At 48.7% G+C, this 20,744-nt stretch carries 20 protein-coding genes; 1 reads left to right on the top strand and 19 read right to left on the bottom strand.

Going from position 1 to position 20,744, the window contains the following annotated elements; all coding sequences use genetic code 11:
• The first annotated feature begins 110 nt into the window (after positions 1-110).
• Complete coding sequence (locus ACDE64_RS10840; RefSeq protein ID WP_411350004.1) at positions 111-482, top strand: iron-sulfur cluster biosynthesis family protein; 372 nt, start codon at positions 111-113, stop codon at positions 480-482.
• Between the two features lie 299 nt (positions 483-781).
• Here the strand turns inward: ACDE64_RS10840 and ACDE64_RS10835 are convergent, their stop codons facing one another.
• From ACDE64_RS10835 to ACDE64_RS10745, 19 genes are all read right to left on the bottom strand, one after another.
• On the bottom strand, positions 782-1,240 hold the full coding sequence (locus ACDE64_RS10835) for a hypothetical protein (RefSeq protein WP_411350003.1): 459 nt from the start codon (positions 1,238-1,240) through the stop codon (positions 782-784).
• Between the two features lie 38 nt (positions 1,241-1,278).
• Complete coding sequence (locus ACDE64_RS10830) at positions 1,279-1,932, bottom strand: YdcF family protein (protein WP_411350002.1); 654 nt, start codon at positions 1,930-1,932, stop codon at positions 1,279-1,281.
• A 224-nt stretch (positions 1,933-2,156) separates the two neighbouring features.
• Positions 2,157-4,898 (bottom strand): transglutaminase-like domain-containing protein, encoded by a 2,742-nt coding sequence (locus ACDE64_RS10825; protein ID WP_411350001.1) that lies wholly within the window; start codon positions 4,896-4,898, stop codon positions 2,157-2,159.
• Complete coding sequence (locus ACDE64_RS10820) at positions 4,895-6,007, bottom strand: carbohydrate-binding family 9-like protein (RefSeq protein WP_411349999.1); 1,113 nt, start codon at positions 6,005-6,007, stop codon at positions 4,895-4,897. Before ACDE64_RS10820 ends, ACDE64_RS10825 begins: the two co-directional genes overlap by 4 nt.
• A 353-nt stretch (positions 6,008-6,360) precedes the next feature.
• On the bottom strand, positions 6,361-6,804 hold the full coding sequence (locus ACDE64_RS10815) for a GNAT family N-acetyltransferase (RefSeq protein WP_411349998.1): 444 nt from the start codon (positions 6,802-6,804) through the stop codon (positions 6,361-6,363).
• A gap of 2 nt (positions 6,805-6,806) precedes the next feature.
• The gene (locus tag ACDE64_RS10810) at positions 6,807-7,433 is read right to left on the bottom strand and encodes a GNAT family N-acetyltransferase (protein ID WP_411349997.1); all 627 of its coding nucleotides are present in this window, start codon (positions 7,431-7,433) and stop codon (positions 6,807-6,809) included.
• 172 nt (positions 7,434-7,605) lie between these two features.
• A complete protein-coding gene (locus ACDE64_RS10805; protein ID WP_411346462.1) occupies positions 7,606-8,274 on the bottom strand; it encodes a hypothetical protein in 669 nt (222 codons plus the stop codon).
• A gap of 491 nt (positions 8,275-8,765) precedes the next feature.
• Positions 8,766-9,200: a MarR family winged helix-turn-helix transcriptional regulator gene (locus tag ACDE64_RS10800; protein ID WP_411346461.1), complete on the bottom strand. Its 435-nt coding sequence runs from the start codon at positions 9,198-9,200 to the stop codon at positions 8,766-8,768.
• Positions 9,201-9,527: 327 nt separating this feature from the next.
• Positions 9,528-10,775: a PLP-dependent aminotransferase family protein gene (locus tag ACDE64_RS10795; RefSeq protein WP_411349996.1), complete on the bottom strand. Its 1,248-nt coding sequence runs from the start codon at positions 10,773-10,775 to the stop codon at positions 9,528-9,530.
• A 52-nt stretch (positions 10,776-10,827) separates the two neighbouring features.
• Positions 10,828-11,991, bottom strand: coding sequence for an amidohydrolase (locus ACDE64_RS10790; protein WP_411349995.1), 1,164 nt, complete (start codon positions 11,989-11,991; stop codon positions 10,828-10,830).
• A 48-nt stretch (positions 11,992-12,039) separates the two neighbouring features.
• The gene (locus ACDE64_RS10785) at positions 12,040-13,107 is read right to left on the bottom strand and encodes an LLM class flavin-dependent oxidoreductase (RefSeq protein WP_411349994.1); all 1,068 of its coding nucleotides are present in this window, start codon (positions 13,105-13,107) and stop codon (positions 12,040-12,042) included.
• A 126-nt stretch (positions 13,108-13,233) separates the two neighbouring features.
• Positions 13,234-13,986 carry an amino acid ABC transporter ATP-binding protein gene (locus tag ACDE64_RS10780; RefSeq protein ID WP_411349993.1) on the bottom strand — a complete coding sequence of 251 codons (753 nt, stop codon included), beginning with the start codon at positions 13,984-13,986 and terminating at the stop codon, positions 13,234-13,236.
• Complete coding sequence (locus tag ACDE64_RS10775; RefSeq protein WP_411346456.1) at positions 13,983-14,693, bottom strand: amino acid ABC transporter permease; 711 nt, start codon at positions 14,691-14,693, stop codon at positions 13,983-13,985. The genes ACDE64_RS10780 and ACDE64_RS10775 overlap by 4 nt, the downstream gene beginning before the upstream one ends.
• The gene (locus ACDE64_RS10770) at positions 14,690-15,463 is read right to left on the bottom strand and encodes an amino acid ABC transporter permease (protein ID WP_411349992.1); all 774 of its coding nucleotides are present in this window, start codon (positions 15,461-15,463) and stop codon (positions 14,690-14,692) included. Before ACDE64_RS10770 ends, ACDE64_RS10775 begins: the two co-directional genes overlap by 4 nt.
• A 51-nt stretch (positions 15,464-15,514) precedes the next feature.
• On the bottom strand, positions 15,515-16,357 hold the full coding sequence (locus tag ACDE64_RS10765; protein ID WP_411350270.1) for a transporter substrate-binding domain-containing protein: 843 nt from the start codon (positions 16,355-16,357) through the stop codon (positions 15,515-15,517).
• 791 nt (positions 16,358-17,148) lie between these two features.
• Positions 17,149-18,066 (bottom strand): LysR family transcriptional regulator, encoded by a 918-nt coding sequence (locus ACDE64_RS10760; RefSeq protein WP_411346454.1) that lies wholly within the window; start codon positions 18,064-18,066, stop codon positions 17,149-17,151.
• A gap of 238 nt (positions 18,067-18,304) precedes the next feature.
• Positions 18,305-19,630, bottom strand: a complete 1,326-nt coding sequence (locus ACDE64_RS10755; RefSeq protein WP_411349991.1) for an LLM class flavin-dependent oxidoreductase — start codon at positions 19,628-19,630, stop codon at positions 18,305-18,307.
• Positions 19,631-19,678: 48 nt separating this feature from the next.
• A complete protein-coding gene (locus tag ACDE64_RS10750; RefSeq protein WP_411346452.1) occupies positions 19,679-19,984 on the bottom strand; it encodes a glutaredoxin family protein in 306 nt (101 codons plus the stop codon).
• 88 nt (positions 19,985-20,072) lie between these two features.
• Positions 20,073-20,717 carry a GNAT family N-acetyltransferase gene (locus ACDE64_RS10745; protein WP_411349990.1) on the bottom strand — a complete coding sequence of 215 codons (645 nt, stop codon included), beginning with the start codon at positions 20,715-20,717 and terminating at the stop codon, positions 20,073-20,075.
• Between the last annotated feature and the right edge of the window lie 27 nt (positions 20,718-20,744).

Raw genomic sequence — 20,744 nt, 5'->3', positions numbered from 1 at the left:
TTTTATGCTATATTCATCTTGTAAACAAAACAATGCAGCTTCAACCAAGCATACATCATTCTCGTGGGCGCTTCTCTTGCCCTATTCCAATCAAAGGAACGGTGACTATTATGAACATTAAAGTAACGGAACTTGCGGATCAGAAGTTAAGAACAGCACTGGGCGAGCAAGATGGACATTATAAATTATTTTACGATACAGGTGAAGGCTGTGGCTGTGACGGTATTCCGGTACTGCTAATTGTTGATCGTCAGGGCGAGCATGATCATGTGATCGACACCAATTCACTTCCCATTCTGATTGATGTTCAACAAGAAATCTATTTCGAGAAACAAATGTCGTTGGACGCTGAAGTGAATTTTACCGCCTTCAAGCTGCGCAGCGATTCTATGCTATACAGTAACAATGTCAAAATTAGAGATATGCGCGGTCAGGAAGTTGCAGAAAGCATCCCTGCTCATTCTTGTGAATTGCGACGTTAAGTATAGGATGGTAGTAAGACAGCGAGGTTTTAAAATATGACGACTTTAGCTGTACAAGATGTTAATGGTATTACAACACAAACTGGCGGTTGCTCATTATGATTCTGGCGATCATATTGGATCAATCTAAAGCATCAATAAAAGTCCCAGTAGCTTGCTCCATTACGAATCGGAGCTGTACCGGGACTTTTTATTATTTTGCAATACTACTTCATTCCTTCATTCCTTCATCAAAATCATTATCGGTGTCCGTGTAGTGTTATTTACAAGTAATATACAAACAACACCAATAAGTTCACTCAAATCCATCGCATGAACTGACGATTGATCATCGCTATCTGATGTGCTTCCGCCCATGTACCGAGCGAGACGATGCCCTCGTCCTCATTATTGGCAAAGCTAAAGCAGTACCGCAATGGAACGACTTTTTTCCCTTTTGGCTTGATAGCGATCACTGTCGCAAAGCGTCCACCTACTCTAATCTCATCAATGTCATCCGTCTCTAACAGATGGTTACCAATACGCAGCGCTGTCGGCTCCAAATGCACTTCCTTCGGTTTGCTGAATTGCTGCAATAGCAAAATGAGGGCATACACTACATACAGTATCAGCACAGCGCCCAAACCGTAATACCAGATACTCTGTTCATTTTGCGGAGTCATCGTTCTGCCGAACAGAATGCCAATCAGGAAAATATTCAGTAGCACCGCCATCAGTCCGTAACGATTGCTGGGATTTTTGACAAGTAAGGTATTCATACGCATATCCCCTTTCCATCCCTGTGATTCAACATTGTCTAACTGGTCATCAGTAGCGCTTTGATCAGCGCCGGATATTCGCGCAGCATATTGTATGGCAAGTCCTTCCAAGGAACCTTACTAGTACGAGCATATACCGGATCATACCCAAGTTGCTTGCCGATCCAGCAAGCGCGATACATATGATAATTACTCGTTACGATTACCGCTGCATCATGTTCGGCATGATATCCATCCTGATCTATCACTTGCTTGGAAAATAGTAAATTCTCGTACGTGCTGGTTGAACGGCGCTCGAGCAATATAGCGTTTTCTGGTATGCCCTGCTGAAGTAGATAATCTCGCATCGCTACCGCTTCTGGCACATCTTCATCTTTACCTTGCCCACCAGATACGATAATTTTGCGATCACGATGTTGTTGCCAGTATGATAGACCTTCGTCCAATCGCATACGCAGCGTGTCGGTCAGTTCTGCTCCTTTCAGACCGGAACCGAGGATAATGATATAATGCGCATCGACGGTCACATCGTCTTCTTCACTGAAACGCGATAGCACAAGTATTTCTGCTAGTACAAACGAAGTAACAATGAGCAGGAATGCGGATCGTAACATCCATTTCAGTACCGGATGATGCTGGAAGAAAGCGTTATATGAGTAACGCCAACGTTTAAAAATGTTGAATGCAAGCATATGTAGTCCACCTTGAGTGCAAATGTTCGTAGCATAACGTTGTAGTAGGAAGTAAGAAGTTCGTGTTTATTGTACCACGAACAATCCATCTAACCAAAAAAAGGAAGCCGTGCTACATACGGCTTCCTTAGCTTTAACTCTATATTCGTCCGCTAATTTGTTCGCTAACATGACCATTTTGCTACTGGTATATCATCATTGTATCTATGCTTGCATACTCCGTTTCAATGATCGCTTGCAGCATTGGCAGGCATCAATTGATCCAGAATCTTCACAACATCGCTTGCTGTCCCCGGCTTGTATCCTTGTACGGAGAAACGAATCCGTTGCTGCTCATCCACGACGAGCACAACCGGACGTTGTTGACCACGCACCTGTTCCAATACTTCCGGCAACTGCGCCAATGCTTCTAAGCGCTCATCAATTGCAATGGAAGACTGACGCGGCAATGGTTGTGTAATTAGCATCTCCCGCTCCCGTTCATGCTGAACAAGCAGATGCAGTGCTTCTGGTCGATGATTCCATTCCTGCTGCCATTCGCTCCATTCACGTAGTAGATGCTTGGTCGGCTCACGCTCCGGTTCCAGCCATGCCAGAATGATACTGCTTGGCAATACCGCTTCCGGCTGCGGTGCAATCCATTGTCGTACTTTGCCCGGCAACTGTTCACTCAGTATCGGCACCTCTTCATGCGCTGGGCGGAAGACGAGCGGCGTCTCTACCGTTTCACCAGCTTTCACGGTAAAATAGGCAAATCGTCCAAGCACTGAGCCGTCGCTAAGCCGTGTACCTGTCGTTAGCCGATATTGACCGGGCAGCACTTCATACGGATGGTCGCACACCTGCTTGCCCCCGTACGGCAGATGCAGCGTACGATACAACCCCTGCTCTAGCAAAGCAAGTGTAAAGTTCTGATAGTACACCGGTTCCTGTGCCGAATCGCCTTCGGTGCTTTGACGGAATATAACATGCCCTTTGCCACCATCTGCCGCTAACAGAATGTTGTTGTGCGATGGAACAACAGTCGGGTTCTCATCTGCCGAAGGTACAGCGGTAAACAGATCGTTGGCTGCATCTTCGGCAACTCCTTTACCAGATTGAGTATAACGTTCCGCTGCGCCAGTTTGCAGATCATGCCATTGATTTTGCTGCCAGTACTGCGGTAGCTGATTTAACGGTTCGAGACGAGCGGCAATGCCGAGACTGCGCGCAGCAGCTACGAATACGATGTCCCGACTCAGCGAATCGGTTACACCGAGACGATGCGCCCCAGCGGGTGTTGCCATACCCGGATAACGGTCGATCTGCTCTAGCACTACAATTTGCTGCTGCAACGCATCTGCCAGTTGCTGTGGATGTTGACGATAGTCCGTCTTCTGCTGCTCGTTCCACAGACTGCCAAAATAACTCCGATACGGCGCAATCATCTCAAAATGCACACGCGGACACAGCACATACTGATTAAAGGTATCTCGGTCGCTGCTCCATTGCCCTTCATACTCCGCTGCTCCCAGCAGATGATCATGGAGCGACACTGTAAACGTATCGTGTAGATCTTTGGGTCGCAAACTTTGCAGCAAGCGTAGCGCTAATTCACGCTGCGCTGAGGCACATTGCTCCAGAAATGCCATAATTTCTGCCCCGTTGCCTTTGGCTGACTGCAAAATCGATTGGATATCTGCCACCGGTAATTGCCATTTCTCCGCTGCTGCTTTTGCCTGTTCTGCGGTTACAAAGGTCTGTTCAAAGGCGGTGCGGATCGCAGTGCCTTCCTGTACGCGCTGTTCATGTCGTTCGCGCTGGGCATCCGTTACTTCTGGTCCTTCTTCAGCGGTAGGTGCAGGTGATGGCGACATTTTCCATTGCAATGTTCCGGTAGACTGCTTCAACGGCGATGCCTCCAATTGGGCATCTGTTGTCAATACCAAGGTCACATCCATCTCCTGCGCCGATACCAACTGCTCTCCCCACAACTGTCCATCCACTGTACGCGCATGTAATAGCAGATCACCATATCCGGTTGTCAGACTCACGACACCGTTATCCCCACTATTCAGAATCGACAATGGGAAAAATTCAGCTGCATTGTACTGCTGATACTGCACCTCCGCAGCTAGCGGTTGTCCATGATTATCCACTGTTCTAACAGTCAAAGTGCGAGTAGCTGCATATCGATCCAGCATATTAATTTCGTTATACCAAGGATGGGTAGAGCAAACTTCCTCAGGACCGTCTGCTGGACCAGCGATTCGCGTATTGACGAGCATTGCGCGTTTTGCCGGTAAGCGGAACCAGCCTTCATCCAGCACCGGTTCCGGTTCACAAGCACCTAAATAATGCCATTGTCCATCTGCCCACGCTTCTACCCACGCATGATTGGAGTCGCAATGCGCCCAGCGCGGGGTATAACATTGACGCGCTGGAATGCCGACACTACGAAGCGCAGTTACGGTAAATGTCGATTGCTCTCCGCATCGTCCGAGCGCTGTTCGCATAATCGTCAGCGGTGAAACGGTGCGAATATCCGTGCCGATATACGTCGCCCGTTCATGACACCAGTAGTTGGTTTCCAAAATCGCATCATGCAACGACAACTGCTGCACCCGCGGTGCCAACTCATCGTATATCACGATGCGGCTGTTATCGATATTCTCATTATTCACCCGATACGGCAGCACAAAGCGTACAAATAGTTCATCTGGAATATCTGTTCCCCACGGCATATTCTGACGTACTTGTAATACATGGCGCACATGCTTCAGAAAATATTCACCATCATAATCTGCCAGATCATGCAGCGGCATGTAGGCATACAGCCATTCCAGCAGCAGGCGCTCCTCCGGCTCTAACGGTTGCTCCAACACGCCAAATAATTCCTGCTCACGCCCGCTGATCTGCTGTCGTTTCCATGCCAGCTTGTCCGCGATGTCCTGCCGATTCAGACCATATTCCTGCTGTACTGTCATTGTGCGTTCCCTCCGGTGCCAGTTGTTGGATGTGGCTTCGTATGTTCCTGCCAGATCAGACCGTCCTGCCGAATGCAGACCAGCGTCTGATGATCACGCATGGGAGCGGATAGCTGGAACAGGCTATTTGTCGTTTGAATAGATAACTGCGACGGAACGAGTAACGGGAAGTCCGTATCGCCAATTGTCAGAAGTGACTGTATGTCATTGCTGTACACACCATGCTGTTCCGCATAGAGTCGCTGTTTGTAATACAGACGGCGCAGTGTCCATTTTAGCTGTTCCAGCTCACTCTGCTGTGGTGCATGGATCGTATGTGGAGATGTGGTTTGGGTTACTGCTGCATCGTCGAAGATCACATAGCCCCACATTTCGGGATAGTGCATATTGACGACACCTTGCGGGCTCCATACCCAGTTATCTTCTGGTAACGGTTTGCCGGTAGCTGGATCGCTGCGCTTCACATATTGTCCATCCACCACATCCACCTGCCATTCCACCCGTGAGAAGTTTACCCGCCAATGCTCGCCAGCCAGCGGCGGACGCTTGTGAGGCGCACATTCCTGTAAGCTGCGCCACGGCATCGCAATCTCCACCGACCACATCCGATTGTCTGCATTCGGCTGATTCAATTGTCCATCGATATGTACAGCAGTCTTCAGACCGCTAATGTCCCAACCGTTGATCGGTGGTCCCTCATCTCGATACGGTTTGACCAGCAGCAGATCCCACACCGTTCCAAGTGCATTGATCTCAAATTCATAATATTGATGGCTATCCCCATCTGGATCAATAAAAATCTCAAAGTCATTATCGTAAAAAATAACCGAATCCCGCTCTGTCTGATACGCCCAAATTTCGTCCTCCAGCATCTCAGCAGCGATATAAAAATAGTCGTCGTCCCACAACATTTTGACTCTCGTTTGTTTGGTTGGGTGCGGACGAAGATGCCCTTCAATATCGACAAACTCATCCGTCCACTCCGCATGTTGCCAGAACGGCTGATCCAGTCTGCCACTCCAATCACTCTGTCCGACGGCACGGCGACATACATAATGTTTCGGTTGAAAAGCAAGCTTCGGTTCGGGAACTGCGGATAACGGATTCATCTGTAGATTACCTCGCTTGTCAGGATTGGATTTGTTATCGTTGTTGCTTATGTACATTCTACACATGTTCACAATTGCGCGTAAATATGGCATATATATCGTCCGGTATGTCAAATATGAGCTTTATCGAACCTTATCAAGCCTTACCTCATCAAGCTCTGCGCTGCGGCTTATGTTGTGCGACGGCTCATGAGAAAGCAGATCAACATGCCAAAAACCCGCATTTCTATAGAAGATGCGGGTCAACCTATGATACCTTTTCCTGCCGGACAACGAACGTTCAGCGAACCCTCTGCTAACTCTCAGCTAACTTTCAAAGAACTTTCAGCGACGATTTGCTATCATGCCTCTATCTACAGACGTTTCTGAAATACCTGCTGCATTTTGAAATTGTCATATCCAACATGTTTGTAAAATTGATGTGCCTCCAGCCGATGACCAGCCGAGCGCAGACGAATCATTTCATACTTCTGCTCCCGTCCCCATTGCTCGCCCTGCTCTAGCAAGCGTCGACCTAATCCAGTGCCACGGATTTGTTCATCGACGACCAGACCGCCAACTTCTACAAAAGGCGCCGATTCCAGCAAATATCTACCCACTACATGAATCCAGCCTGCCAGCTGAGTTGGAACTGCTTCCAGTTCGCCTACATAGATTGCATGCTGCTCATTGTTGAGCGATCCGGTCAGTCGTTCTATAATTTCCTCTGTCGTTGCAGCATAACCAAGCTGTTCACACAGACGGGCAATCTCTGCCGCATCTCCTGCCTGAGCACGCCGTATGTTGATAGTTGTCATATTCATTCCTCCATCGCCCATTCATTCCGATCATATTCCACACCATGAACTTTTGAGAATATCATCGTATTACCTAGCTTGCCCTGCTGATCCCTTCTCGCATTACGCAATTTGGCTTCTAACGTAAAACCAGCTCTGCGAGCAACCGCCACACTCGCATGATTATTCTCATCGCAGCGAATTTCCAGACGATTGGCGTGTAAATACCGAATCGCAAAATTGCTAATACTATGTACTGCTTCTGTAATAAAGCCCTGTCCCGCCTGCGACGATCTGACCCAATAGCCTAGCTCAAAGCTGCGAAGTTCCCAATCGATCCGATGTAGCCCGCTACTACCGACAAATGCACCTGTTTGCAGATTAAATATATACAACACCAGATCCTCACGCGCCAAAAAGTTAATATGCCCGCGCCGCGCATTTGTTTCCGACTGTTCCACCGTTGGCAGCGGATGAGCCCAAGTCATCCAGGGTGCCAGCTCCACTTCACTCTCTACAATCGCTTCATTTACAACAGCACCATCGCCCGGACGCGGGGCACGGATCAACAACCGCTCACTTGTCCATTGTTGAGGAAACGATAGCAATAGCGGATCACGCTGCTTAGATTCAGATAAAAAATCGCCCACAATCTTCACTCCTTTTGACCAGATTAATCAACGATGCATCATTCTGTGTATCTGATTATAGATTGTTTGAAGTCCATGTATCCCTCTATTGCTATGTAAAACGCGCTGCCAAATCAATAATCCAGCAGCAGATAAACAACCTTCAAGCTCTACTTCCAGCTAATCCACAACATTACAGATTGCCTTCCAGCGTCTGCCGATATCCGTGTCGGAAAAACATTGTATCCGCTTCTTCCCACATGCGTAATTGGGTCAAGCAGGCTTGCACTGTCTCTTCCAGCACCGCTATCACGTCATCCCATCGCAGCAATTCCAATGATTCCACAGGCGCAGGCGTATCTTCAGGATGCAGCAGTTCATTTTCCAAATCACTCACCAGCAGTGGTAACAGCTTCAGATCTGCTTCCGGCATGGCAACAACCTCATCGTTCAATTGTGTATATACAACGCCATAATAAGCAGGCAACTGGCTGTCCAATCGGCACAGATCGCGTTCGTATTTCTCTTTTGCTTCCTGTCTGTCCTCTGGTGCAAGTTTGCTAATATACGGCGCATAAATCTTTTTGATCCACAGATCATCGGTCAGCAGGTGAAAATAATAGCCAATATGAAATGGACTGCGCTGTTCCCGCAAATATGTAGCGGCAAACCGTTCCAGATCAAAAAAACCTTCCCCCGTCGAATCCAACCGAATAAAATGAGAGCGGCGCTTGCTCCGGTCATTGGCTGCGTATTCCACCACATCCGGCGCCAGATTGCCTAGCATAAACTGACGGTCATGCCAGCCTAACCTACTCTCGATCAGTGCGGCAATACAATAATGCATCATTCGTGAACCCATATCTGTTCCCTCCTGTGCTGACTTGTCCTTTACCATTATCCCCGGAATAGTATACGGGAAAGTGCCGTACATCTCATATTGACACTCCATCCTGTCCCTCTCTTTCTTATTCCTGTAAATTATCATAGCATGTTACTGTTTTTTGTACACCCGGCAGGTGTTACTCGTTTCGCGAATAAATAGAATATTCCGGCGCAACATACAAAAGCGCTTATTCCACCTGCGGAACAAGCGCTTTTCCATATATGAATGATGCGATAAGGGAAAAAGTAAAGCAGCGGTTGCGTACACATACGATCATTTATATAAACGACTGCCTCCGCTTTGCCACAGCATGAGCAATCCGGAATATACAAACACTATTTTCAACTTCTACTACTTTCCATTTCTGCATTTTTAACAATTATTTTGTATACAAAATTTGTAAACAAAAGGATGGGCATCGAAACAAATGTTCCGAAACCCGGTTCCTTTGCGATCTATACATCTATTTATACTTTCAGTTTACCGATAATCTGGCGAATTTGTTGATTCAGATTTTCCAGTTCATCGCGGCTCAATCCCGTTGATTGCAGCAGCGATTGTGGGATACAAGCAGAACGCTCGCGCAGCTCCATACCGTTATCCGTAATGCGAATTTTGACAACACGTTCATCCTCTACCGAGCGTTGACGTGTGATCAATCCGGCTTCTTCCATCCGCTTCAACATCGATGTCATTGTACCAGAGTCCAAATAAATCTCCTTACCCAGTTCCTTAATGGTGCACTCGCGTTTATCCCACAGCACGACAAGTGCCAGATACTGCGGATAGGTAATGCCCATTTCTTCAAGCATCGGCCAGTACATGCGCGTGATTGCCCGTGAACCTGCATAAAGAGAAAAGCAGAGGTGCTGTTCCAGTGCCAGTGTATCTTTATTATCCACTTTTCTCACCCTTTAAATAAATTAATTAATTTAAATAGTATTATACCTTGCATACATGATTCTTGCTTGCATTTATCATAACGGGATTGATATATATTGTCAACAATTAATTTGTTGTTAATTTAAATTAGACCTGAGATTTTATTTCCTTACTATGTGTTGCATATATTTCTCTTATTCATCGTATGAAGTAACGACTTTGTATAAAGATACACAAAAACCCTTCCACATATGCACATCACTCTTTGTCAAACATAAGAGTCATTTGCATAGGCAAAGGGTTTATTATGGTTTATTTACACGATCATTTGTAGTTACTTTACATGCTTATATAGTTGCGGTTGAGATGGATTGATCTGATTTTGTCGTTGCACTTTGTTTGTATTGTGCGTAGGCGGCTGCTAAACGGACAATGCCCTTTTCGATTTGGTCGCTGGTGCAATAGCTGAAGCAGAGGCGTACATGGTGGTGAGTATTACGATCTGGGTAGAAGCTACGCCCGTCTACGATGCTCACGCCCTGATTGGCTGCCAATTGTTGAAGTATGGTCGTATCGACGGACTCTGGGAACGTGAGCCATAGGAAGAAGCCACCTTCTGGCAGTACATAATGAACTTCATCCCCAAAATGACGATCAATCGCATGCGCCATAATATCGCGTTGTGTCCGGTAATGATCGTTCAGCTGATCCAAGTGTTGTTCAAAGTTCAAGCGCGACAGCAACGATGCCAAAATCTCCTGTGTGAAGACGCCCGTGCTGCCACCAAGCATCAGGATGCGCAGCTTATCGATCAGCAGCGGATGCGCGATCGCCCAACCGAGACGGATGCCGGGAGCGATGATTTTGGAAAAGGTATTCAGGTAGATGGTCCGCTCCGGTGCGAGCGAATACAAGGTAGGCAAGTACTCGCCTGTAAAGTTCAGTTCCGCGTAAGCATCATCTTCCAGCAGGTAGAAATTATAATCGCGTGCCAGTGCCGCCAGACGATGGCGCTTCACTAGCGATAACGTTACACCACCGGGATTGTGATACGTTGGCATCGTATAGAGCAGTTTCGGCAACGCGCGACCTTCGGTTTTTGCCTGAATGAGCGCTTCTTCCAATGCGTCGATATCCAGCCCATCCTCCTGCAATGAAAAGGAAGAGATCGCCGCACCGGACAAACGAAAAGCCTGTAAAGCGCTAAAAAAGGTCGGCGCTTCCGTCCACACTTCATCGCCCGGCTCCAGTAACAATTGCGCAGCTAGCGACAAGCCTTGTGTGGCACCGTATGTAATCAGCACGTCAGAGCGCTGCGCTTCTATACCGTTATGCTGCGCACGGTTCAATACCCATTCCAAAATATACTCAGGACCAGGTGCGCCCGAATATTGCAATGCCTGTCGCCCATGGCTCGTGATCGCTTGCCCCGATGCCTGCTCCAACTCAGCAATCGGGAACAAATGCGGTGCAGCAAAGCCAAACGATAGATGCACATGATCTTCATGCGTAACTGTTGTACTACCAATGGACGGTGTTGATGGAATATGACGAGACAACAGCGACAGATCAGGTTGCGACACAGGTTGAGTCACAAGAATAACCACCTTTCTGATATGAAAACTGTACATCGTTCAGATCCAAATGTTATACGCGAACGTTATTGGAGCTGGATAGTTTGTTTAGCGCATGCTGCGCAGTTTGTGCTAGCACAGTAGCAGTACTGCTCAGCGCCTGTTCATCCACATCAAATGCCGGATGATGCCACTCCTGCGGACCGGATGTGCCGACAAACAGGAATACACCCGGCACTTCCTGCTGATAAAAAGAAAAATCCTCGCTCGCTGGCGATACAGCTGGAACAATCGTCTGCAACCCGGCAGCCTGTACAGCCTGCTCTACCACAGGTACCCACTCGGCATCATTATGGATAGGCGGCGGACCGTCGATCCATTTGACAGTAACGGTGCCACCGAATGCCGATGCTACACCGTGAGTCACCTGCTCAAATTGTTGACGTACATGACGGCGTACATTCTCATCAAACGTACGAATCGTTCCTTCCAGACGAGCCAGATCGGGAATCACATTCCAAACATGACCACTATTCAGCTGTGTAACGCTAATGACGGCACTATCCTGTGCACTAATACTGCGGCTGACGATCGATTGCAGTGCGGTAATGATATGCGCAGCAATTACAATTGGATCAAGTCCAGCTTCTGGCACAGCGGCATGTGTACCTTTGCCACGCACGTCTACACGGAATCCGTCAGCCGCCGCCATCAGTGCGCCTTCCTTAACACCGATCGTTCCGACTGGCAGATCCGGCTTGTTATGCAATCCGAATACTGCGGATACTCCTTCCAATGCACCAGCAGCGATAACTTGCTGAGCACCTTTCGCCTTTTCCTCAGCAGGTTGAAAAATCAAGCGGACTTTACCTGACAGTTGATCCTCCTGTTGCTTTAGCAAATAGGCGGCACCAAGTAGCGATGCGGTGTGAAAGTCATGCCCGCAGGCGTGCATTTTACCGGGAATTTCCGATGCAAACGGTAGCCCGGTCTCCTCCTGCACTGGTAACGCATCAATATCGCCACGTAACGCTACAATAGGGCCGTTCGCAGATCCGATTTCAGCGATAATGCCTGTTTTTAGCTGCGGTGTATCCAAAATACGAATCTCAGCAGCAAGCAGCTGCTGGCGAATATACGCTGTCGTCTCAATCTCCTCTCCAGATAGCTCAGGATGGCGGTGCAGATGACGGCGCACCTCCACCAGCCGTTCCTGCAATGCTTCGGTTAATGTCATCGGTAGTCCGCTCCTCTCATGATGTGATGGCAAATGTATAACGGTATGCTACCGCGCTGCTGTCGATGTGTCCAGTTCAGCGGTAGAGTTGGTTATCCCATTCTCTTCTCCATGCTGTACGAATACCTGTTGCAACAACTCAAACGAACGTACTTTTTTATCAAAATCACGAATTACGGTATGTGTAATAATCTCCTGAATGCCAAAGCGTTCGCGGATATGAGATAGCTGTTCATATACGTGATTGGGAGAGCCTTTGACGACTTTGGCTTCTTTTACTTCGATGCGGAACGTTTCATTCGATTGGCGACCGAATTCCTCGGCTTGTGCAACGGTGCCCACGGTGAGCACGCGACCGCTTTCCAGATGGATTTTGACTGACAAATTCTCGCCTGCCAGCTCATCTGCTTCCTGATCGCTATCCGCTACGATGATGGACAGCGCCAGAATGACATGCGGCTCTGCCAGCTCGGCGGATGGTACGAACGATGCACGATACGCCTGTACCGCTTCCAGCGCTACCTCTTCATCGCCATTAATGAACAGTGAGAATACATACGGCAGCCCCTGACGTGCAGCCAATTCCGCACTGTCACGACTTGCACCGAGTAGGAAAATAGATGCCGGATGTGCGGATTGCGGGCTGACATGAATGCCTGCCAGCGCATGATCATCAGCTATCCGATTGTGCAAATAATTACGCGTCTCCAATAGCTTGTCTGTTAATGAGCGCGGATCTCCATGCTCGCCTTGCAGCGCACGCGTTGAACGCGGCAGTCCACCCGGTGCACGACCGATGCCCAGCTCCACCCGTCCGGGTGCCAGCGCCGCCAACACATTGAAGTTCTCGGCAACTTTGTACGGGCTATAATGCTGTAGCATGACCCCACCAGAACCAAGCAAAATATGATTGGTACATGCTAGCAGATAGGAGATCAGCACCTCCGGCGACGAACCAGACACACTCGCCGAATCGTGATGCTCCGACACCCAGAAGCGTCGATAACCGAGTCGTTCCGCAAGCTGTGCCAGTTCAATCGTACGGGCAAAGGACTGCTCAGCAGTTTCCCCTTCATAAATTGGCGTTTGATCCAATATTCCAACAGGCATAGTCATCTCATATCCTCCATTCTTTATCTGTTTGATTCAGTAAGTTGCATATAGGCTCATCTGTTGCCGTATCTACTAGGTTCACATGCTTGCTGTATCATTTCTTTGGATCAGATCATCGACATCAGATCACTAGATCGAATAATTCGCTTCTGGCGTAATGCGGCGCAGGAATTGCTTGGTACGCTCCTCGCGTGGACGCTGGAAAATCTCGTCCGGCTTGCCCTGCTCCACTACAACCCCGCCATCCATAAACACGACGCGGCTTGCCACATCGCGGGCAAAGCCCATTTCATGGGTAACGATAATCATCGTAATGCCCTCTTCCGCAATGCGCCGAATGACTTCTAGCACCTCGCCAACCAGTTCTGGGTCCAGTGCCGAAGTCGGCTCGTCAAACAGAATCACTTCAGGATTGAGCGCCAGTGCGCGGGCAATGCCGACACGCTGCTGCTGACCACCGGATAGCTGACTTGGATAGTGGTTGAGCTTCTCACCCAGACCGACCTTTTGCAGCATTCGGGTACTGATTTCTTCCGCTTCACTGCGTGGAATGCGGCGTACTACCGTTAATCCTTCCATCACATTTTCCAGTGCCGTCTTGTGCTTGAACAGATTGTATTGTTGAAATACCATCGCAGTCTGTTGACGTAGCTGGTGAATGTCATGGCGTGACGGATGCTTGCCACTCACCTTGTGCTTGCCTACCTGAATCTGTCCTTGATCTGGACGCTCCAAATAGTTGATACAGCGTAGCAGCGTCGTTTTACCAGAGCCGCTAGGACCGAGGATGACGACGACTTCGCCTTTGTCCACCGACAGGTCGATCTGTTTTAACACCTCATGCTTACCAAACGACTTGCTGATCTTCTCCAGCGCGATCATAGCGCACCTCCTCGTTGAAAGCTGTTTAGTCTATATTCCAGCCAGCCGCTCAATCGTTCGATCAGGACAGTTAGTCCCCAGAACAACAATGCAGCTGCTACATACGCCTCAAAATATTTCCAATTGTCCGCAGCGACGACCTGTGCTTGCGCATTAATCTCCACGACGGATATCGTGTACGCCAGTGTGGAACCATGCAGCATACCAATTACGGAGTTGGACAGATTGGGCAAACTCACTGCCAATGCCTGCGGGAATACGATCCGGCGCAATGCCTGCGGCGTTGTCATCCCAATCGAATGTGCCGCTTCTATCTGACCGCGATCTACCGCCAGAATACCGGCGCGCACGACCTCGGACATGTACGCTCCTGCCGTAATGGAAAAAGCGATACAAGCAAAGCCGATGAGTGGAATCGAAGCGGATGTGAAAGAACTCCCCAGTGCTTTGGCGATGCCGTCGATCAGGAGCGGTAGCCCGAAATAAATGAGCAACAGATGCATCAGCATCGGCGTACCGCGAACAAAGGTAACATATGCCGCAGACAGCTGTGCCAGCACCGGAATGCGATAAATCCGGCTCAATGCCACCACACCGCCAATCACGAAGCCAGCAATGACGGAGACTGCCGTAATGAGCAGCGTTGTCGGTAACGCTTGGAATAGACTGAGAAACGCTGTCCACATAAATGAAGGATCAAAGCTCATCCGTTTTTGCCTCCTTTTCCGTTAAGTGGAATGGGTCGCAGTTGCCAGCGCCGGAAAGAGCGTGCACGTGGTTCCACCTGATCGGTACGTGCATACCGGTTCAGATAACGCTCCAACCAGATAAAGCCGCGTTCCAAAATGACGCTGATGACAAAGTAGATCAACGACAATGCGATATACGTTTCGATAAAATGTTGAGTCGCCGTACCGAGTGTTTGCGAGCGCCCGGTCATCTCCATAACTCCAAGTGTGAAGGCGAGCGAGGTGTCTTTTAGATTCCCGATCACTAGATTGCCGAACAGCGGCACTGAGACTCCCAATGCCTGTGGCAAAATAATACGTTGAAATGTCTGATACCCGTTCATACCGATGGAATGTGCTGCCTCAATCTGTCCTTTGTCCACTGCTTCCACCGCTGCCCGGATCATCTCAGAGATGAATGCCCCGCTATTCAGCGCATACGTCAGAATGACAAAGTATAGTACGGAAAAGCGAGATACATCGATATGCAGCCAACCAAGTATTTCCGGTAATCCGTAATAGATCAGAAACAATTGGATCAAAATCGGCGTACCACGGAAAAACGATACATAAATGCGCGAGATGCGCTGCAATACAGGCACGTTGTACAGTCTCGGCAGTGCGACCAGCAAACCGATCAGCAGCCCCAGTGCTATCGAGCTGCCGACGATGAGCAGCGTGATGTTCAGATACGCCAGTAGCTTCGGTATAAAGTCAAACACATAGTTAATGTCAAAACGTCTGCTCATGTCTGTTCCTCCCTGCCATGAATAGAATTAGAATGATGCATACGTATAACCTTATTGACCTGTCACTTTGGCTTCAGCCAATGTTTTGGTAAAGTCATCGCCCAGCCATTGCTCGCTCAGTTTTTTCAGTGTGCCATCGGCTTTGATTTCCGTTACGGCTTTGTCGATCTCATCGGACAGTGCTTGCTCGTCTTTGCGGAAGACGAAGTATACGTTGGACTCGTTTAGTGGCTCACCGACTGTTTTCAGTGCTACATTGCCGTCTGCATCGGTGTTGAAGCGGTTGGCAAAGTCCGTTGTGATCGTTGCATCGACACGTCCAGAAACGACTTGCTGTACGGTATCGTTAGCTGCACCGCTTGTGTAGACTACATCAATCGCGTTGTTATGTGTCTTGTTGTATTGGTTCAGTAAGTACGCGGCGTTGCTTGTTGCGCCAGTCAGTACTTTTTTACCTTTCAGATCGTCCAGACCTTGGATTGTATTGTTATCCTTCGCTACCGCTACCCGGTTCAGGAAAATGCTGTATGGCACTTTGTTGAATAGGTACTTTTCCTCCCGTTCCGGGTTCGTTTCCATCTGGTGAGCAACGAAGTCGATTTTGTTCGTTTCCAGACTCAGCAGCAGGTTGGAGAATTCCATCGTTTTGAATTCAAACTCCACATCCGGCAGACGCTTGTCGATCTCGCGTACCAGCTCTACATCGTAACCGGTCAGCTTGCCATTCTCATCGATAAAGCACACATTCGGAAATTGCGTACCTGTTCCGACAATGATTTTGCGAACTCCATTGGAGCTTGCTGCATCGGCATTACCGGATGATGCGGTTGTCGTACTGCTTGCGGAACCGCCGCTTGATTCGCTAACCGAGGCGCACCCGGATAAAAAGAGCATCAGTGCCATCAGTGCGAATATCGGTCCTTTTGTGAAGTAATTCCATGTCTTGAATTGGCTTTGTCTGTTGTTCATTACCTATTCCCCCAAATTCTTATCTTTTTAATCGGATTTTATCCAGCGACTGTGTGTTGCAACCAGATGTAGTGGATGTGCGATAAATCTATCATCTTGTGATGGGTAGCGTCAATGCAGGTTTTAATCGAAAGATTCTATATGGGTATTGAACAAATCTATAGGTAGGGTGGTGAATGGTTGAATCCACTGCGGGAAGGAATAAGGGAATGGAACTCCGGTGGAGGCACGAGAATCTACGGATTAGGATTACATGTAGATTCTCGCACCTCCAAGGTCGTTCCATTTCCCTTATTTCCTTCCCTCCGTTCCGTGCAACCTCCACCTTTTGGGTGGGCGGCAGTGGGAAACATGAAAACCTTGATGATTAATAGAGTATCAAGTGATCAATAGAATTTTTTTGAAAAAATCGTTGTGAGTTGATATAGGCAAATTCTATTCGTGTTATTAGGGTATGAAATGATATAACATGGAAGATGTTGTGAATGGTGTATATAGTTAGTTAGCTATTGATTTTACAATGCCAAACGGGGCGTGCTTTGGTTGGCTCGCCCCGCTGGTGGTGTCGTTGGCTGGTATGGGTTGCAGTTTGTTTGTCGGGTGTTGCGTGATGTATGGATGGATTGGTGTTATGTGTCGATTGGTATGCATTGGTATAGATTTGTTTGTTTGATTGAGCTTGGTGATTATGTTTCTCTTTGGTATGGTCGTCCTCGTTAACCGGGGACGGCGATTTCGGGTTGTTCTTGGCGGCGGAAGTAGTCGACGTCTCGCAGCAGATCCGCCATCATGGATGTCATGTGGGCAGGTTGTTCTTTTAGCGTGACCAGGCTCGTTTGCAGGGAGATGCCTTCGATTTCCGGCAGTGGAACACGGACGAGCAAGCCCTGTTTGACTTCTTCGTGTACGCTCAAGCCGGGTAAGAAGGCGATGCCGGCTTTTTGCAGAACGAGTTTCTTGGCGGTTTCGGAGTGATCAACCTGAAAGGCGATCTCTGGTGGCGATTCCATCGCTTCGAATACACGGTGGATGCGCAGCCAGTCGAGTGAGCCGCATTCGAAAAAGACGAGCTGCTGGCGTTCCAGTGCGGCAATCGATGTAGGCGGACGATACGCAAACGGGTGGTCGGCATACACATACAATGAAATCGGATCTTCGTAAGAAGATACGGTACGGATCGACGGATGCATCATTTTGCGTACAAATCCAATATCAATTTCTTTATTCAATAGACGGCTGACGAGCTGGTCGGTCGTTGCCGTAATCAGTTTAAAATTGGTTTGTGGATATTGTAACTTCAATTGGGGTAACAGCTCCGGAATGACATAATTGGATACGGAAATGGTGCATCCGATGGTCAGCTCCTCTGGTGTTGTCTTGACCGTTTGAATCCGTTGTCTACCTTTTTGCAGCACTTGCAATACTTGTTGAGCGTACGGCAAAAAGCGTCTACCTTCTTCGGTCAGCACAATCTGACGTCCAAGCCGTTCGAACAGTTTGCAGCCTAGTTCTCTCTCCAGCGATTGAATTCGCGCGGTGACGGAAGGCTGGGACAGGAACAGAATCTCTGCCGCCTTGTTAAAGCTGCCGTAATGATGGATGTACACAAAAGCTTCCATATTCTCAATGTTCACGGTGCATTCCCCTTTCATCAGTGTATGAATATAGCTTGTATTCACCAAATCTTATTTTACCAATCATTTAACTTGGTTTTATGTATCATAGGTTGTGAACTGTGCAATGTCAACGGGTTTCGCGGGTACAGAACGCGTTCCGCCAGCTTTTGGAAAAGAAAAAGTCAGGCGGGACGCGCACTTTCGCCACTTGTCACCAGAATGGGAAAATCATACATCTCTGGTCATCACCTTATGCTCAGCTGTTCACCGGCTTGGCAGCATAACGATTTTGCGGAATAGGCACACCCAGATTCTCACGCAATGTAGTATGCTCATAGTCTTCACGATAGATGCCACGCGCCTGCAAAATCGGCACCACTTGATCGACAAAATCATGCAATCCCGACGGCAGATCAGAATGGATAATGAATCCGTCTGCTCCTTTTTGCTCAAACCATTCCTGAATGCGGTCAGCTACCTGCTCGGCTGTACCGATAAAGTTGCTGCGCGGCGTTGCCGATTGCAGTGCTACTTCACGCAGCGTCAGATTGCGCTCTTTGGCATCCTTTTTGATCTTGTCAGTGCCGCTGCGGAAGCTGTTACTTCCGATGCCGTTCAGCTCTGGGAATGGCTCATCCAGCGGATACTGCGAGAAGTCATGATGATCGAAGAAGCGTCCCAAGTATTGCAGCGCCTTATCGATCGTCACAAGACTAGCGATCTCCTGATACTTCTGCTCTGCCTCCTCCTCCGTACGTCCAATAATAGGCGTAATGCCCGGCAAAATCTTCACTTCGTCCTCGTCCCGTCCATATCCGGTGACACGACTCTTCACATCCTGATAGAACGCCTGTGCATCCGCCAGCGTCTCCTGACCAGTGAAGATCGCGTCCGCCGAGCGAGCAGCGAGGTTTTTGCCATCTTCGGATGAGCCTGCTTGGAAAATCACCGGCTGCCCCTGCGGCGTACGCCCGATATTCAGCGGTCCCTGCACGGAGAAGTATTCTCCCTGATGATTCAGCGTATGCAGCTTGTCCGGGTCAAAGAACACGCCGCTTTCTTTATCGCGTACAAACGCATCTTCTTCCCACGAATCCCACAGCCCTTTGGCAACGTCTAGATATTCAGACGCGATCTTGTAGCGCTCTGGATGAGACGGATGACGGTCGCGGCTATAGTTCAACGCTGTGCCTTCCAGCGGCGATGTCACCACATTCCAGCCCGCACGTCCACCGCTAATATGATCCAGCGAAGCCAGCTGACGCGAGATTGTAAACGGTTCGCTATAGCTAGTCGAGATCGTGCCTACCAGACCGATTTTGGATGTGACGCCTGCTAGCGCCGACAGAATCGTTACCGGCTCAAACCGATTAAGAAAATGCGGCAGCGATTTTTCATTAATAAACAGACCGTCTGCGATGAATACCAGATCAAATTTGCCTTCTTCCGCCTTCAATGCCTGACGCTTGTAAAAGTCAAAATTCACGCTGGCATCCGACAGCACCTCCGGGTGACGCCAAGTGGACATACTGCCGCCCACGCCATGAATAATCGCTCCAAATTTCAATTGACGCTTGCTCATTGCATTCATCCTCTCTATTGTACGTTGTACGTTATAACGCGCCTCTACTTACACCGATACTTGAGCCTGTTGTTGCAGCAATTGTTGCAGCTTCTCCAGATCCGGTTCTAGCAGCGCCGTATAACTGCCCCCGTGACCGACTTCCACGACCGGCACATGACGAATACCGTATTTGGCGTCCAGCACATCGCGCAGTACATCGTTGCCCGCTACTTCCAGATTGCTGTACTCGTAGCCGTTTGTTTCCAGATACGTTTTGATCTCCTGGCAGAAATGGCAACCCGTTTTGCTCCAGACGACGATTTTCCCGTTGTTTGCTTGAAATTCCTGTGCATTAGTATGTGAATTGGACATGATAAAGTTCCTCCTTTGGAATGGAAACAGATGAAATGTATTTGTCTTGTAGACGTTGCTGATACTCTACTATACTCATTGTCTTCTGCTACACATGCAGCAGGGACTGAAAATTCACTTCAGGATTCAATTGCTTTGCCATATACACAATATGCTCGCCACTATTCACATAATCGTGAAAGATGCGATACCCTTTGCGCTCATACATTGCTGCCAACCACGGATGACGCGATGCTGTTGCCAGCATAACGCCGGGCTGGTTGTGTTTGCCCAGAATGATCTGCTGCTCAACCCAATCTAGCAGACGAGCGCCATCTCCTTGCCCTTTGAACTGAGGAGCAACAGCAAACCAGCGAATAAATGGCAGATCGCTCAATGCCTTCAAGCGCGGCTGATCTTCGCGATCCAGTGTGACCGTAGCTGCAATCTGACCGTCACGCAGTAGCACATAACACTCATGCGCAGCGATATTGTGCTCAATCGCCTCTACAGTCGCATAGCCTGCCGGAAATGGAATCTGTAGCTGGCGTAACGGTTCGTACGCATCGATGATCACCTGATGCAGCTCAACCACATCATCCAATACCGCCTGCCGATACGCGAGCGGATGATGATGTTCTAATTCCGTCGATTGCCCATCCCCTGTTAGTTGCTGATCTGCATGCTTCCACACATCATCGGCAAGTTGACCGGTTGCAGGAAGCTGCGAATCCCGAGATGACAGATCACTCATCGTATCCCCTCCTATGTCGAATGGTTT

This window comes from Paenibacillus sp. WLX2291, from assembly GCF_046603665.1.
Classification (GTDB): Bacteria; Bacillota; Bacilli; order Paenibacillales; family Paenibacillaceae; genus Saccharibacillus.
The sequence above is the reverse complement of the archived record's forward strand: the minus strand, read 5'-3'. Positions and strand labels throughout refer to the sequence as shown.